The sequence below is a fragment of the Thermopirellula anaerolimosa genome (genome assembly GCF_054657335.1).
In genome coordinates this window covers 3228354-3243511 of the sequence record NZ_BAAHYX010000006.1, presented here as the reverse complement: position 1 = coordinate 3243511, position 15158 = coordinate 3228354, and the positions used below count along the sequence as shown (strand labels likewise).

Genomic DNA, 15158 nt, shown 5'->3' with positions numbered 1-15158 from the left:
GAACTCGGATGCCCTCGATGATTTCCGAAAGCGGAACAGCGTCCTCCGCCTCACGCCAGTAAAACGCGTTAGGGTCAGATGGGCGATAGTTGTGAGATGAAAATGTCAAGGATATCGAGCGATAGATCTGCTCCAAATCCTCGTAATCGTCTGCGGCAGCGTTCAAAATACGCCGTTGTATCCTATCGAGAGCTGCCATAAGCTTGGCTCCTATTTCCAGAACGGCCGAAAGTGGGGAACCTCGAAAAGCGTGCCATCAGGCCTCAGCAGCGTGTGACGGACAATTTCCTCTCCAGTCTCGGCATTGCGAAGAAGCTCTTGGATGCTCCATCCACCCTTATTTCGAATGTTCGTAGATGCAACCATCTCTTTTTTCACAACCTGCCACTTCGAGGGATTGGAGGTCACGTCCTTGATAAGTTCGCCAAAGGTGCGCCCTGTACGCCCGCTGGCTGCGGCTTTGGCGGCGTCATCCGCAAAACCGCCTGCACCAGCCATCCCTATTATCTCGCCCCCGGCAATGTAGGCTGCGTCGGCGATGCGATCTCGGCCGAACCTTTTGATTTCCGATTCGGCTCGAGCTGCGGCTTCCCACTGCGAAACACCCTGCGTGAGCGAGGGAATGTCGCCTGCCCGCAAAATGCGATTGGGATCGCGCGCCTGCCGTGCCACGTCCAGCTCTTTGGCCCGGTCTAGCGCATCGTAGTAACCCGTGTAATAGTTGATAGGGGCGCGAAGAACAGGATAGGACCACGGATTCAGCCACCACCACCCGCTGCTATTCCACCAGTTGCCGTCTTCTTGGTCTGATCCTCCTTGGCCTTCGGCCATCACCACCGCTTGGCCTGACTCCTCCGCCCCAGGCCGGTCGGCGGACGGGTCTCGGCCCACAGCTTGCTCGCTTGCCACTCGGCCGCAGGCGGGCAACGGAATAGCCGACGGCATGGCACCCGGCTTGCGCGACTTCTCCGCGCCGGGAGGTTCCATCTCTCCGGTCGATTTGGCGTCCGTGCCAAGAGGCACCCCCTGCTGGCCGCCGCCTTCTGATTGGCCAAACAAGAGTTCCTCGTCGCCATACGCGAAGGGGAACAGGGTGCCGCTGGAGGAGCCCGACGACGAGCCGTCGCTGAAGGCGTCGCCCACGTAGGCGATGTAATCTTCTTCCCCCGAGCCGCCGCCGTAGTCCCGCCCGTAGTAGTGGCCCTCCCAAAAACCGGGGTACGATACCGTGGTGTCGTAGGAGTGGTCCCACGGGCTGCCCCAACTCGTGCTGGAGGAAGAGCCGCTGCCGCTCCCCTCGGGCACCGTGTGCGTCCACCAGCCGCTCTCCGAACCGTTCTCCAGGCCGGTCACGTGGTTGCTGGCCGAACTCGTCACGGCCCCATCCCCTTGGCCCTGCCAAGTCTTCGTCCACTGGTACTGGTAAGTGTAATCGTCGTAGGTCGCGTTCTGCCAGGTCCCGCCGCTGGCCCAGGTCTCCTGGCCCAGCCACCAGTGGTCTTCCCACTCGCGATGGTAGAATGCGTCGGCCGAACCCGTGGCCGAGGCCGAGCGGACGTTGCTGCCGCTGCTCACCTGCTGCCCCTGGTCGTTCCAGGTGATGGTGCGGCTGAGGGTTTCGGTGGAGTGACTCTGCTGGCGGATGGAGCGCACGCCGTACCATGAGTCGTCGTGGGTGCCCCCCATGCCCAAGTCGCCCCAGGAGGCCCAGGAGCTGCCGCTGCCGCTATAGTCGTAGCTGAGGCCGCGGGTGGCCGTGGCATTGCCCGACTCTTCGATCCGCGTCCGCTTCCAAGGGCTGGTGGAACTGGAACCGCTGGCGGAGCCGCTCCCCGAACCGCTGCCGGAGGCCGAGCCTGGGGCACAGAGGTAGTGGTCGGTCCGCTGGTAGGTCAGGTCCTTGGTCTGGCCTTGGGTGAGGGTGCGGGACTCGGTGCGGTTGCCGCTGCCGCCTGAGTTGGTCCAGCTCACCAGCTCGTCGGTTTGCCGGGTGCCGGTGTGCGAGAAATGTTCCTCGCGGCTGGCGGTGACCGTGCCGTGCCCGGTGGTGGGCACCCAGGTCTCATCGGCCAGCTCGAACTGGAGCGAGAAGTTGTAGCCGGAGCCGGTAGAGCCGTTTTCGCTGGTGGTGGCGTGGTAGGTGGTGCTCGAGCCAGAGGAACTGGAACTGGAGGAGAAGGAGCCGCTGGCGGAGTAGCTCCAGGTGGCCTGGCCGCTGGCCTGGGCGGTGGCCCCGCCGTTGACCACCCAGACGCCTTGGCCGTTGACGGCCGCCAGCGTGCTGTACGAGTAAGAGAGCTGGTCGGTGATGTTTTCGCTTTTGGTGCCGGTCACAGAATACGTTTCGCCATCGGTGCGCTCATAGGGCTTGCTGCCGGTGCGGTTGAAGGTCCAGTGACCATTGCCGCTGGCCTGGCCGTTTCCGGTGGCCCAGTACCAATTCCCCTCGCTATCCAGCGCAGGATTTCCCGTGTAGTTGTAGTTGAACGACTCGTAGCCGGTCTCGTGGACGGTACCGCTGTAGCCGTCGGCCGTGACGTAGGGAGTGTTGGCCGAAAAGGAGCGGTTGCCGTTGCCGTGGTCGTTCCAGGTGCCGAAGCCCGAGTGGACCCACACCCCGGCGGCAGCGGTGTCGGTGGTGGTATACGAGTAGCTCATGTGGTCTTCGGCGAACTCGGAGAAATCGCCGGTCACGGTGCTTAAGCCCACGTCGTACCAGTAGGAGCCGTCGGCCGAGTAGAACCAGTTGGCCAGGCCGCTGCCGCCGATGCCGCCGCTGGCGGTATCCAGGGTCCAGGCGCCCTGGTCATCCAAGACGTAGCCCAGGGTGTACTCGTACAGGTAGCCGTCGCTGCCGTTTTCGCTGACGGTGATCGAGGCGTTCCACTGGTCGCCCGACATGCCCACGGTGCCGGTACCGGTGTAGCTCGAATTGCCCTGGCCGGTGGCGGTGGCGGTGGCGGTGCCGGACTCGCTCCACTGGCCGTCGGCATAGGTGGCCGAAGTGGAGAACATGTAGGGGGCCACGTGCTCGCTGGTCATGAGGTTGAAGGTGCCGCTGATCGTGCCGGTGCCCAGGGCATAGGAGTAGTTGCCGCTGCCGGTGAAGGAGGAGTGGAACTCTCCCAGGCCGGAGGCACCGCCGGAGCCGCCCGTGGCTTGCCAGGTGCCTTGGGCGTCAAGGTCCAGGTCGAGGCCGTAGGACCAGGAGGCATCCTGGCTGCCGCTACTTAAAAGATTGCCAGTGAGGGTCCAGCCTTCGCCGGCCAAGGCCAGGGTGCCGCTTTCGGAATAGGAGAAGTGGTTGCTGCCGCTGGAGGTGGCCTGGGCAGTGCCCGAGGTGGTCCATTGGCCTTGGGCGTAGGTGCCGGTAAGGTCGAAGTCGTAGGAGAAGGTATCGGTGGTGCTGTCGGTGAAATTGCCGTTTATGGAAACGCCATCGCCGCCGTAGGAATATGAGCCCTCCCAGGTGGAGGACCATTGGTGGCTACCGCTTCCCGAGGCGCTAGCTGTGGTGGGCTGCCAGCCACCTTGGGTATCGAGGACCAATTGGGTGACGGCGGTATACGAAGAATGGTCGCTACCGTTTTCGGAGATGGTGCCGCTATAGTTCCAGCTATAACCGGAACCGCTACCGGAGGCACTGGCTTGGCCGGAAGTGGCAAAGCTTCCCGACCCGCTGTAGGTGACGGTTGCCGAACCGGTTTGGGTGAGCGAGGCGGTGCCGCTTTCGGTCCACCCGCCGCCGGAGTTGCTGGCATTTACGGAATACTGGTAGGAAAACCCGTCCGCGCCGGAGGCGGAGAAGCTGCCGTGGGTCGAGCCTCCGTCGAAGCTGAACGCGTAGGCGCCGCTGGCCGAGTAGCTCCACGTGGCCGAGCCGCTGCCGGAAAGAGTGCCCGTGGTGGCTTGCCAAGTGCCTTCGGGAGCGAGGCTGAACTGCGTGGTGCCTTGGTAGGAGGAAGTCTGCGTGGCCGTCTCGCTCAAGGAACCACTGTAACTCCATTGGAAGTCGAAGGGCACGCTGCTGCCGCTGCCCGAGGAGGACGTCGAGCCGCTGCCCGAGGCAGCATAGGTGCCCGTACCGGTGTGGGAGTAGTCGGCCGAACCGTTTTCGTGGAGCGTGGCATTGCCGGTCTTGCTCCACTGACCGCCGGAGCCCGAGGCAGTGATCGTGTAGTCGTATGACATGCCGTCGCTGCCGGAGGCGCTCAGGGTGCCACCCGCCGAGCCGCCCTCAAACGTATAGGAATAGGAGCCGCTGCCCGAGTAGGAGAAACTGCTCGAGCCGCTGCCCGAGGCGCTGCCCGAACCGGTGCCGGCGGCCAGGTCGGTGGTGTTGCTGACCGTGTCCTCAAAGCTGGCCGACCAGTCCCACTGGTAGGTTGTCGTGTCGCTCCAGCCGCCGGAGCTGTAGGTTTGGGTCACCGAGCCGCTGGCACTGCTCGTGCCGTTGGCCGTGAAGGTGTAGCTGGTGGTCACCACCGTCCCATACTCGTCCGTGGTGCCCGAGGCGGTGAAGGTGTAGTTGTAGGTGCCCGACTCGTAAGCGGTCGATCCATCGCTGCCGGTGGTGCTCACCGTGTAGCTGGAGACGAGCGATTCGTTGTAGGTCCAGGCATTGCCGGCCCCGAAGGTGGCCGTGATGGAAAGCGTGGAGTTCTTGACGATCGTGGCCGTGTAGGTGACACCGCCCTCCTCCCAGGTTTCCTCGGTGCTGGTCGTTTCCGGGGTGGTGGAGCTGTAGTTGCCAATGTCGGCCGGAATGAAGGGCGCGGCCGGATCGACCACATAGCCGGTATGGAGCACATGGCGCGGCGGTTGGAAAAGGGGCTGTGGGAGTCCCCCGGAAGCAGACCCCGAGCCGCCGCTTGCCGACCCGGACCCGGAGGCCGAGCCGCTGCCCCCCCAACCCGAACCTGAGCCGGAACTGCTGCCGCCGTATCCCCACCCGGACCCGGAGCCGCTGGCGCTTCCGCTGCCGGAAGCAAGGGTCATGAAGCCACCGCCGGCCTGCGAGCGGGCGCGTAGCTCGGCTGCTGCGGGCTCATGGGGAAGCGGCATCGCGAGGGCGGCCGTCCGCCCCTGGGAGAATCCCGCCTCGGCCGCACCAAACCCGGTCTCGCGGCTCCGCGATGGTTTTCCGTGCCGTTCCGCTCGACCACTGGCTGTGCTCCCGGCTTGGCGGGTTCCGTCCCGGTCGAAGACAGCTACCCCGCCCGACAAGGCCCCCACGGAAATCAGACGGCCGGCCGGGTGGCCTGCGGCCACGCCCTGCCCGCCCGCCGTTGCGCCCCGCCTGGCCGACAGCCGGCCCCCCACTTGTTCCTCAACCGGCGTATCCCGCTTCAGGAAAGGACCGCCGCCGGTATGGTCCCCGGCCAGACCCACCCCGTGGCTGCCCGCAACCGCCGCGGCCGCTCCGCTTACCGGCAGTTCACGCTTCAGCGGCGAACCACCCTGCTGTTGATCCACCGCCATCCCAACCCCGCTCGTGCCGGCAAGGGAGTCATCCACCCACGCCAAACGCGCCGAGGATGAGCGCGATGGGGCGGATGTCTCGCTTGGCGACAGCAATCCGCAACGGTCGCCGCCGGCCACCAGAAGCGCTTCGGCCAACCCGTCTTCGTCCGCCACAGCATCCAGTGTGGTGGCGGAACGCGCATCCAAGAGCTGCTGCCCGGCCCCACCCCAAACCAGGTCCTCCCCCTCCGCTGCGACCAGCGTGTTCTCCCCCGCGCCGCCGTGAAGGACGTCGTCCCCCGCGCCGCCGTGAAGATAGTCGTTCCCCTCGCCCCCGACCAACACGTCGTTGCCCGGGCCGCCGTACAGACGGTCATCCCCCGGGCCGCCCACCACCAGATCATCCCCGCTGCCCCCGAGCACGTAGTCCCTGCCCTCGCCGCCGAAAACCCACACTGGCAGGCTCACCAGGGCGCTTGTGGCCACGATGTCGTCCCCCTGGTGGGTGCGGACATGGACGCTTGACACCTGGTGGGGCTTGTAAGCGTACCAGACGTCGTTCAGCCGCACCCGCACCCCGCCGGAATCGGCGACCGCCACGGCCACCTGGTCCTCCCCGGCCGTCCCATGCACGTGCAGCGTGCCGTCGGAGGCCAAAAACACCCCGCCGTCGAAGACGCGCGCCTGCTTGGACTGGGCCGGTTCGATAGCCGTCGAAGGACGCGGCTTGGCATCGGCCTCGACCTTGGCCACCAGCACGCAGTCGGCTTCCAGATCGGCAAAGGCTGCCTTGATCGCAAGGCTGTGGCCGGTGCCGGCCGCCAGATCGGCCGGCTTGCTCACCCGCGTACTGGCAACCAAGCTCTCGCTGGCCCCAGCACCGGCGGAGCGATAGATGTCCACTTCGAACGGTTGCGCATCCTCGCCCACTACGTCATAATGGACCACCCACTGGGCACCGTCCCCATAGAATCCGGTCAACAACACGTCGCCGGCCAGCATCTCGCGAGGGGCCAAGGGCTCGATCCGCAGGCTTCGGGGTTTCAGCCCGGCATGCCTTCTTGTCCGCTTTGGCGTCAAACCCAACCGCCGAAAGAAATCCGTCCACGTCCAGAAAGGCTTGTGCATACCAGCTCCCTTTCCCAGCCAGTCGGCAAGCGTGACGAGATCCTGTGGAACATAAGCCCTGGGTGGCGACGTCAGAGGTGTGCGAGCCAGCGGTTAGCGGGCACGCAGCGCGCCTCGCAGGCCCACCACTTCCGCCGCAAGCCAGGCTCCAGGCGCATCGCACCCGGGCTGTACGTCTCCCTACAGCGCGTCCCTGCATCCGCTCAAAAAAGGTTTGCACGGATCAGAATATACCGCCGGGCGCCCCCCCCCGTCAAGAACCTAGCGCGAAAGATTCCGACAAGCTAGGAATATACCTCTCTGGGGCTATGGTAATGGAATCATGAAGGATGAAGCGCGCCGTATCCGGTGGAGTCACCAACCTCGCGTTTTTACTCACAAACCTCGGTCGGCTCGGCGTACCGGGCAAACAACGCCTCGACCCCAGTGCCGCTGGCTCATTGGACGCTGGCCCCAAGCTGGTCGCGCTGCGGTATCCCAGGAAGCGTCAGTGCGAGGCGGTGCAAGTCGATGCAAAGGGCGGCAACGAGAAAAGCACCCCTCGGAGCACCCGGCCGGTTCCTGTTGGCCGCAACTCTTTACGGCAGCTACGCTTTGGGCGAACTCGTCTTGCGACTTCGGAACCGAGGGTTGGGGGTTCGAGTCCCTCCGGGCGCGCTTCCGTCCCGGCGATTTCGCTACAACGCCGCTTGAGACTTTTCCGACGCCGCAAGGCTTAACCCCTTGCGGCGTCTTGCTTTCTGACCGCAACTCTAGCCCCCGTCGCCACTTCCGTCGGTTTCCGCAACCGATGCTCTGCCGCCAAGGGGCCAAGCCGGTCATTCCCGCACGCAAAGGAATCCGTGGGCGTCGCTATGACCGAATCAAGTACAAACTCCGTAACGTAGTCGATCGCTTTTTCCACCGCATCAAGCACTATCGCCGCGTGGCCGCACGCTACGAGAAAACCGCCCCGAATTACCTCGGCTTTCTTTGCCTGGCGTCGCTGCTAACCACCATTTTGAATGTCAACAGGACCTCGATCGGCGCGTGGCGTCACGGGCGAGTGGTTCCACCACCTCGGGCTAACGCCCGAGGCTCTTCTTGTGTGGCGCAATGCAAACCCTGGAGCCGCCGGCGTGAGCCGGCGGTGTCTTAACACTACCCAGGATTCACCACCAGCTTACGCAGGTGGCTCCACGCTTTGCACCACCACCAGCTCACGCTGGTGGCTCCACATTATTTTCACACTTCCACCAGCAGCTTACGCAGGTGGCTCCACGCTTTGCACCACCACCAGCTCACGCTGGTGGCTCTAGTAGAATTCCATTTCGCGATCGTTTTCATTCATGGGAGCCTCCAGCGTAAGCTGGAGGTGTCATAACACTGCCCGGGATTCCCTGCCGGCTCATGTTTTGCCGTTCACGCAATCAACGTGGAATCGTGACCTCAAGTGTAGAGCGAAGGCGCAAGGCACCGCGCGCTCAAGAGTCTTTTGCCGCATCGCGGCGCACAGATCGCGCACCGGCACTTCACTACCGACGATCCACTGCCCAACGCCCGAGTTGCCGACCGCCTCTATCACCTCTTGGGCGAACTCGTCGATATCCGTCTTCATCGACTCGGCAAACTCCTGCGGCGACACTCCCACCGCAGATTCCATCGCGGTCTCTTCGCACTGGGAAGGGCTTTGGAAAAGAGAATTGTAATGTGAATAGACGAGTAGTTTGCCCGAACCCCGCAGACCGCGCCGATTAAAATTGGCACGCACACAACCGCCGACTTGGGCGGGCGACTGCGTGTCGTGGCGGGCCAATGCACGCGCGGAATGGCGTGCGGCAATCGGTCGGCGGGCGATCCTGACACCGTATCCACGTTTCTCTATACTAAGAATCACCGTCTTGATTGGCACAACACCGTTCCGATTGGAACAACGTTCTTACCGGAACAACCCCGTTCCGTAGCGGCGACCGCCCCGCGCGGTCGTCATCCTCCGAGCTGGTTTCAAGACTTGGAAAGCTCATGCCTGTGATGGAACCCTTCGCAATCGTCTTGGGGACCAAGAATCGTAAGAAAATGCGAGAACTGGCCGACCTGATGGGCCTGAACGGAATCGCGTGGCGATCACTGGATGAGTTTCCCGACGTTCAAGCCGTCGAGGAGAGCGGAACTTCCTTCGTCGAAAACGCCCGCCTGAAGGCTCAGGGCTACGCCAAGGCCGTCGGAAGTTGGGTCCTGGCCGAAGACAGCGGCCTGGAAGTGGACGCCCTGGGCGGCGAACCCGGCGTGCGCTCCTCTCGATTCGCGGGTGAGCCTGCCGACGACGCCCGTAACAACGCTCTCTTGCTGGAACGTCTCCGCGACGTGCCCGACGATCGACGAAACGCGCAATTCGTGTGCTTTATGGTATTGGCCGGACCCGACGGTCAATCGATCGCCGAGACGTTCGGAGTCTGCCGCGGGGTCATCCTTCGTGAATTGCGGGGAACGGGCGGCTTTGGGTACGATCCGCTGTTCGAGATTCGCGAATATCACCGCACGCTGGCGGAACTGGGAACGCTCGTCAAGAGTTGCATCAGTCACCGCGCCAGGGCGGCGCGAGCCATGGCGCCCCACTTGTTGAAACTCGCGGCAACGATGCGCGATTCGGGCGGTGGTCCGGCAGCATGAAACGTCTTGAAGCGTGAAACGAGGTCCGCCTCGCCAAGGTCGCGGATCGCCGCTCGGCGGCACAATCTTACGTCCGCCGGAACGCACGCCGGAAAACACGGGGTCCGGAAAACATGTAAACTAGGAGCGATCACTGATGAGCATGGAGAGGATTTGGGCGCCGTGGCGATTGAGCTACATTCAGTCGGCGGACCGACCGAGCGAAGAACTGCCCGTCGAACGTCTGCCGCCCGGCGGCGATCCCGCGTGCTTCCTGTGCCAAGCGGCGGCGGATCCGGAACCGCCCAAACGCTTGACGATAACTTCCGACGCCCTGACGCTGACCGTTCTCAATCGCTACCCCTACAACAACGGGCACCTGCTGGTGGCTCCTCGCCGTCACGTGGGCGACTTGACGGAAGTCACCCCTGAGGAACACCAAGCCCTGATGCTCAGCCTCAGTCGCATGGTGGCGCTGCTCCGCCGCGTCATGAATCCGGACGGGTTCAATATCGGGCTGAATCTCGGTCGCGTGGCCGGGGCGGGACTGCCGGGACACCTGCATTGGCACATCGTGCCCCGCTGGAACGGCGACACGAACTTCATGCCCGTCTTGGCCGACGTCAAAGTCATCCCTCAGTCGCTGGAGTCGCTTCGCGAACTGCTCCGCGCGAGCCTCGCCCAGGATGCGGGCCGGTAGTCCGTCGCGTTGACCGTCTCTCGACCGGAACGATAGAATAACCGCGTCTTCAGGAGTTGCTTGCTCATCCAAAGGCCATAGTCTTCTGGGGGGGGACTCGCCCGAAGGTATTTCCATTACCGATTGGCCGTGTTTTCATGGAACGTCGCAAGGTAGTGGTTGTGGGCGCCGGACCGGGTGGTCTAGCCGCCGCTATGCTCTTAGCCCGGGCTGGTATGCAAGTGACGGTCTTGGAACGCTTGCCGCACGTCGGCGGACGCAATTCCCAGGTCGCGCTGGACGGGTTTCGCTTCGATCGAGGACCGACTTTTCTGCATTACCCCTGCGCCCTTCGCGAGATTTTTTCCGCCGTGGGGCGAAGCTGGGACGAAGAAGTCCCCGTCGTGCCGCTCGATCCGCTCTATCGCCTGGTTTTGGGGAATCGCGGGACGCTGGACACGACGCCCGACGTATCTCGCATGGAAGAACAGATTCGCCGCTTCGCGCCCGGGGACGTCGGCGGGTATCATCGCTACTTGCAGAGCAATCGAGCAAAGCTGCGGGCGGCGCTGCCCTGTTTGCAACGTCCGTTCATGCGGTGGCGAGATTTCTTGGAACCTCAGGTGTTGGGGGTCCTTCCGCACCTTCGCCCCTGGGCGTCCTTGAACGCCGATCTGGGCCGTTTCTTTCGCGATCCTCTGCTGCGACTGGCGTTCACGTTCCAATCCAAGTATCTGGGGATGTCGCCCTTTCGATGCCCCAGCCTGTTTTCCATCTTGTCGTATCTGGAATACGCCTACGGGATTTTCCATCCCATCGGCGGATGCAACGCGGTTCCGCGCAAGATGGCCGCAATTGCCCAAGAATTGGGCGCGGAGATTCGCACGGGGGAGGAGGTGCAATCCTTGCAGTTCCAAGGAAGACGGGTGGTTGCGGTGCGGACCCAGGAGCGGGAGTATCCTTGCGACGCCCTAGTTCTCAACGCCGATTTCGCCGCCGCCGTGTCGCGGTTGGTGCCTAACGGCCTGCGCCGGCGCTGGAGCGATGAACAACTGTCGAAAAAGCGATTTTCTTGCTCGACCTTCATGCTCTACTTGGGGATCGAGGGGCGTCTGGACGGCCTCGCTCATCACAACATCTATGTGCCCGATCACTATTTCGAACACCTCGAGGACGTGGAGGTTCGCCACGTCTTGTCGGACGAACCGGCGTTCTACATCCAAAACGCCTGCGTGTCGGACGCCTCCTTGGCGCCTCCCGGCATGAGCACGTTGTACGTGTTGGTCCCGGTCAGCCATCAACACCCGAACATCGACTGGTCCCGCGAGCGCGACGGTTACCGGAAACGCGTACTGGGCGAAATACGCCGGGTTCTCGGCATCGACCTCGAGCCTCGGATTCGCGTGGAGCAGGTTTGGACTCCCGACGATTGGGAGGCCATGCAAATCTACAAAGGGGCCACGTTCAACCTGGCCCACAGCCTGGATCAAATGCTGATCTTTCGGCCGCACAATCGTTTCGAGGAATTGGAGGGCGTCTATCTGGTCGGGGGCGGCACTCACCCGGGCAGCGGACTGCCGACGATCTTCGAATCCTCGCGGATCGCGGCACGGTTGGTGCTGCAAGACTTCGGCGAGGACGTGAGTTTCCTGCGGCCCGCGCCCCTCAGTCCGTCGCCATACGGCCTCTGAACGGGCCGTCAGTCACGGCGGCGGAGGGCGGCGCGGCGCGTTGATTCGGCTCATTTGGAATCTTGGGGGAAAGTCATGGCGGATCAGGCAAGGGTGGGAATCATCGGCGGCGGACTCGGCGGTTTGGCCGCCGCATGCACCTTGGCGGCGCGCGGACATCGTGTGCTGCTGCTGGAACGCAATCCCTTCCTAGGCGGCAAGGCCTGCGTCCTGGAGGAGGGCGGTTATCGCTTCGACATGGGGCCTACCATCCTCACGCTCCCCTCCGTGCTTCGGCGCATTTTCGCGGAAGCGAACGTGCCCTTGGAGTCGGCTTTGGAGTTGATCGAATTAGACCCGCAATGGCGGTGCTTTTTCGAGGACGGCACTCGCCTGGACCTGGTGAGCGATGTGGAGCGGATGGCGGATCGCTTGGACGAATTCAGCGGCGGAGACATCGGGCGAGGTTACCAAAATTTCATCGAACTGTCGCGACGCTTGCACGACATTTCCGAGCGGTATTTCTTCTGGCGGAGCGTCGGATCCGTTCGGGATACGTTCCGCTTCGAGGGAACGTTTCAGCCCGGCGTCCTCCGCGATTTATGGAGCCTCCGCTTCGGGCGGAGCGTGGCGGGCACGGTCCGCGCTCACGTGCCCGAGACCAGGGCCGCCCAAATGTTGGACCATTTTACGCAGTACGTCGGATCGTCTCCCTTTTTGGCCCCCGCCGTCCTTTGCGGCATCGCCCATATGCAGGTGGCGGAAAAGGTGTGGTATCCCCGCGGGGGCACCGGGGCCGTTCCCCGAGCGTTGGTCGAACTGGCTCGCAAGTTGGGCGCCGAATTGCGGACGGAGTGTCCCGTTCGTCGCATTTTGACGCAAAACGGGCGCGTGCAGGGCGTGGAAACCGAATCCGGCGAACGCATCGCCCTGGACGCCGTGATCTCCAACGCCGATAGCGTGCGGACGCATCGGGAACTGCTGGGCGATCAGGCCGCTGCGCGGTTCCTGGGTCGGCGACGTTACGAACCGGCGTGCTCGGGCGTGGTGCTGTATCTGGGACTTTCGAAAAAGTACGATCATCTCCTACATCACAACTTCGTTTTCTCGCGGGACGCGGAAGAGGAGTTTCACGCGATTTACGGTGAGGGACGTCCCGCACCCGATCCCACGTGCTACTTGGCCGCGCCTTCCATCACCGAACCGGAGGTCGCCCCGCCCGGCGGCGAGGCGCTCTACATATTGGTGCATACGCCCTATCTTCGCCCGGAACATCGCTGGTCCGAGATTCTGCCGGAGTACCGCAAGACGATTCTGGCCAAGTTGGCGCGGACCGGCGGCATGCCGGATATCGAAAGCCGCATCGTGGTGGAGCGATTCCTGACCCCGGAGGATATCGACCGTCGCTATGCCGTGCTTCAGGGGGCGATTTACGGGCTGGCCAGCCACGGACGTTGGGCCGGCGCTTTCAAACCCGCGAACCGCAGTCGGGATGTCGCCGGTCTTTACCTGGCCGGCGGTTCCGCGCATCCCGGTCCCGGCATGCCCATGGCGCTGATGTCCGGTTGGATCGCGGCGGACGCCCTGGATCAAGACCTTCGACCAGGCTCGTGAAGCCATGGACCGCCCCACCGTTTCGCCTTGGCTACGCTCTTGGTTTCGTTGGTATGCGCGGCGATACATCCGCAGGCATTTCCACGCCTTGCGGATGGGTCCGCTGCCGGTGAACTTCGACGAGGTCCGCACCGACGAACCGTTGATCGTCATTATGAATCACGCCTCGTGGTGGGATCCTTTGACGGCGTTCTTCTTGGCGGACCACTTTTGGCCGAATCGTCCGGTCTATGCCCCGATGGACGCCGCGGCACTGCGCCGCTATCCGTTTTTTCGCCGTTTGGGGGTCTTCGGCGTGGAGTTAGGCTCGGTCGCAGGAGCGTTGACGTTCCTGCGGACCTCCTTGGAAATCCTCCGCGCATCGGATTCGATTCTCTGGTTGACGCCGCAAGCTCGATTCGCCGATGTCCGCGAACGGCCCATCATCTTCGCTCCCGGCCTGGCGCATCTCGTCCGCCGATTGGATCGCGGTCGCATCTTGCCGCTTGCCGTGGAATACGTTTTCTGGGAAGAGCGGACGCCCGAGATTCTGGCCCGGTTCGGGCCCGTTATTTCCGCGGCACACCTGGGCGCCGGTCCGCCGGATTCCTTGTTTTGGCGTCTGCCGTGGCTTTTGCAGGTCGCGATGGACTTGCTGAAGGAGGACGTCGTCGCGCGTCGCCTCGACGGTTTCGAGACGCTGCTATCCGGACGCGTGGGCGTGGGCGGCATGTACGACCTGTGGCGCCGCCTCCGCGCCGCCGTGAGCGGTACACGATTCGAACCGCATCATGGGAGGCCCCTATGACGGCGGAAACGACGGCCATCCTCTGCCTCGCGGCGGCGATGCTCCCGGGCCTGATGATTGCGGCGAATTGGCGACGCTTCCGCCTTGCTCCCGCCGACATCCCGGATGGACCGGATGCTCCGCCGCCGAGCGTGTCGGTGCTGATCCCGGCGCGCAACGAAGCCGACAACATCCGCGCGACCCTGGAACATGTTTTGGCCAATCGCGGCGTCGACTTCGAACTCATCGTCCTCGACGACGCCTCGGAAGACGCGACCGCCGCCGTCGTACAAGAGTTCGCCGAGCGGGATCGACGCGTGCGGTTGGCATCCGCTCCGCCGCTTCCCGAAGGCTGGTGCGGCAAACAACACGCCTGCCTCGTCCTCGCCGAATTGGCCGATCGCGAAATCCTCGTCTTTCTCGACGCCGACGTCCGACTCGCTCCCGATGCGCTGCGGCGAATCGTCGCCTTCCTGAACAGGTCCGACGCGCAATTGGTGAGCGGTTTTCCCCACCAAGAGACGGGCAGTTTGGCGGAGGAACTGATCGTCCCCTTGATTCACTTCGTGCTGTTGGGGTTTTTGCCGCTGGGTCGGATGCGGGCAAGCTCACACCCCGCCTACGGATCGGGTTGCGGTCAACTTTTCGCCACCCGCAAAGACGATTACCAACGTGCCGGCGGTCACGCGGCCATTCGCGCATCCCTGCACGACGGTTTGCAATTGCCCCGGGCGTATCGCCGCGCGGGAATGATGACCGACGTCTTCGACGCCTCCGACATCGCCGCCTGCCGCATGTATCACGGTTGGGGCGAAGTCCTACGGGGCTTTGCCAAAAACGCAACGGAGGGACTGGCTACCCCGGCCATGATCTTGCCCGCCACTTTGCTGCTGGGGTTGGGGCACGTGCTGCCGCCGATCCTGGTTCTACTGGAATGGCCGCGGGGCTGGATGCAACCGGCGGGGCTATGGGCCATTGCCGCCCTTGCGGCAAGCTACCTTCCCCGAATCGCCTTGGCGCTGCGATTCCGGCACCCCTGGCGGGGAACGCTGTTGCACCCGCTGGGCATCGCCGTGTTTCTGGCCATCCAGTGGTGGGCATGGTCCCGCGCCCGACTCGGCTACAAGGCCGGTTGGAAGGGCCGCGGCTACGTTTCCCACTGACCCCGGGCCAAGCGAAAACGATCCTCTTACTCAGCCCAAGCGGGAGG

General features: G+C 63.7%; 8 protein-coding genes. 6 read left to right on the top strand and 2 right to left on the bottom strand.

All coding sequences use genetic code 11. The annotated features are described in order from the left end of the window. Positions 1 to 210 precede the first annotated feature (210 nt). On the bottom strand, positions 211 to 6591 hold the full coding sequence (locus tag ACYQ6J_RS17610; protein WP_460185509.1) for a hypothetical protein: 6381 nt from the start codon (positions 6589 to 6591) through the stop codon (positions 211 to 213). A 1387-nt stretch (positions 6592 to 7978) separates the two neighbouring features. After that, positions 7979 to 8482: a hypothetical protein gene (locus ACYQ6J_RS17605; protein ID WP_460185508.1), complete on the bottom strand. Its 504-nt coding sequence runs from the start codon at positions 8480 to 8482 to the stop codon at positions 7979 to 7981. Between the two features lie 119 nt (positions 8483 to 8601). On the opposite strand from ACYQ6J_RS17605, the gene rdgB reads away from it, so the two are divergent. The 6 genes from rdgB to ACYQ6J_RS17575 all read left to right on the top strand — a co-directional run bounded on the left by rdgB (position 8602) and on the right by ACYQ6J_RS17575 (position 15111). Then, entirely contained in the window at positions 8602 to 9240 is a 639-nt protein-coding gene (rdgB, locus tag ACYQ6J_RS17600; protein WP_460185507.1) for an RdgB/HAM1 family non-canonical purine NTP pyrophosphatase, read from the top strand. Positions 9241 to 9376: 136 nt separating this feature from the next. Further along, positions 9377 to 9919 (top strand): HIT family protein, encoded by a 543-nt coding sequence (locus ACYQ6J_RS17595; protein ID WP_460185506.1) that lies wholly within the window; start codon positions 9377 to 9379, stop codon positions 9917 to 9919. Between the two features lie 137 nt (positions 9920 to 10056). Then, positions 10057 to 11589 carry a phytoene desaturase family protein gene (gene crtI / locus ACYQ6J_RS17590; protein WP_460185505.1) on the top strand — a complete coding sequence of 511 codons (1533 nt, stop codon included), beginning with the start codon at positions 10057 to 10059 and terminating at the stop codon, positions 11587 to 11589. A 75-nt stretch (positions 11590 to 11664) separates the two neighbouring features. Continuing rightward, positions 11665 to 13182 (top strand): phytoene desaturase family protein, encoded by a 1518-nt coding sequence (locus ACYQ6J_RS17585; protein ID WP_460185504.1) that lies wholly within the window; start codon positions 11665 to 11667, stop codon positions 13180 to 13182. Between the two features lie 4 nt (positions 13183 to 13186). Then, positions 13187 to 13969, top strand: coding sequence for a lysophospholipid acyltransferase family protein (locus tag ACYQ6J_RS17580; protein WP_460185503.1), 783 nt, complete (start codon positions 13187 to 13189; stop codon positions 13967 to 13969). Then, the gene (locus tag ACYQ6J_RS17575; RefSeq protein WP_460185502.1) at positions 13966 to 15111 is read left to right on the top strand and encodes a glycosyltransferase family 2 protein; all 1146 of its coding nucleotides are present in this window, start codon (positions 13966 to 13968) and stop codon (positions 15109 to 15111) included. Before ACYQ6J_RS17580 ends, ACYQ6J_RS17575 begins: the two co-directional genes overlap by 4 nt. The last annotated feature ends 47 nt before the right edge of the window (positions 15112 to 15158 follow it).

Coding starts and splice junctions, on each gene's coding strand:
- ACYQ6J_RS17610 (WP_460185509.1), bottom strand. CDS start 6,591: ATGCACAAGCCTTTCTGGACGTGGACGGATTTCTTTCGGCGGTTGGGT.
- rdgB (WP_460185507.1), top strand. CDS start 8,602: ATGGAACCCTTCGCAATCGTCTTGGGGACCAAGAATCGTAAGAAAATG.
- ACYQ6J_RS17595 (WP_460185506.1), top strand. CDS start 9,377: ATGAGCATGGAGAGGATTTGGGCGCCGTGGCGATTGAGCTACATTCAG.
- crtI (WP_460185505.1), top strand. CDS start 10,057: ATGGAACGTCGCAAGGTAGTGGTTGTGGGCGCCGGACCGGGTGGTCTA.
- ACYQ6J_RS17585 (WP_460185504.1), top strand. CDS start 11,665: ATGGCGGATCAGGCAAGGGTGGGAATCATCGGCGGCGGACTCGGCGGT.
- ACYQ6J_RS17580 (WP_460185503.1), top strand. CDS start 13,187: ATGGACCGCCCCACCGTTTCGCCTTGGCTACGCTCTTGGTTTCGTTGG.
- ACYQ6J_RS17575 (WP_460185502.1), top strand. CDS start 13,966: ATGACGGCGGAAACGACGGCCATCCTCTGCCTCGCGGCGGCGATGCTC.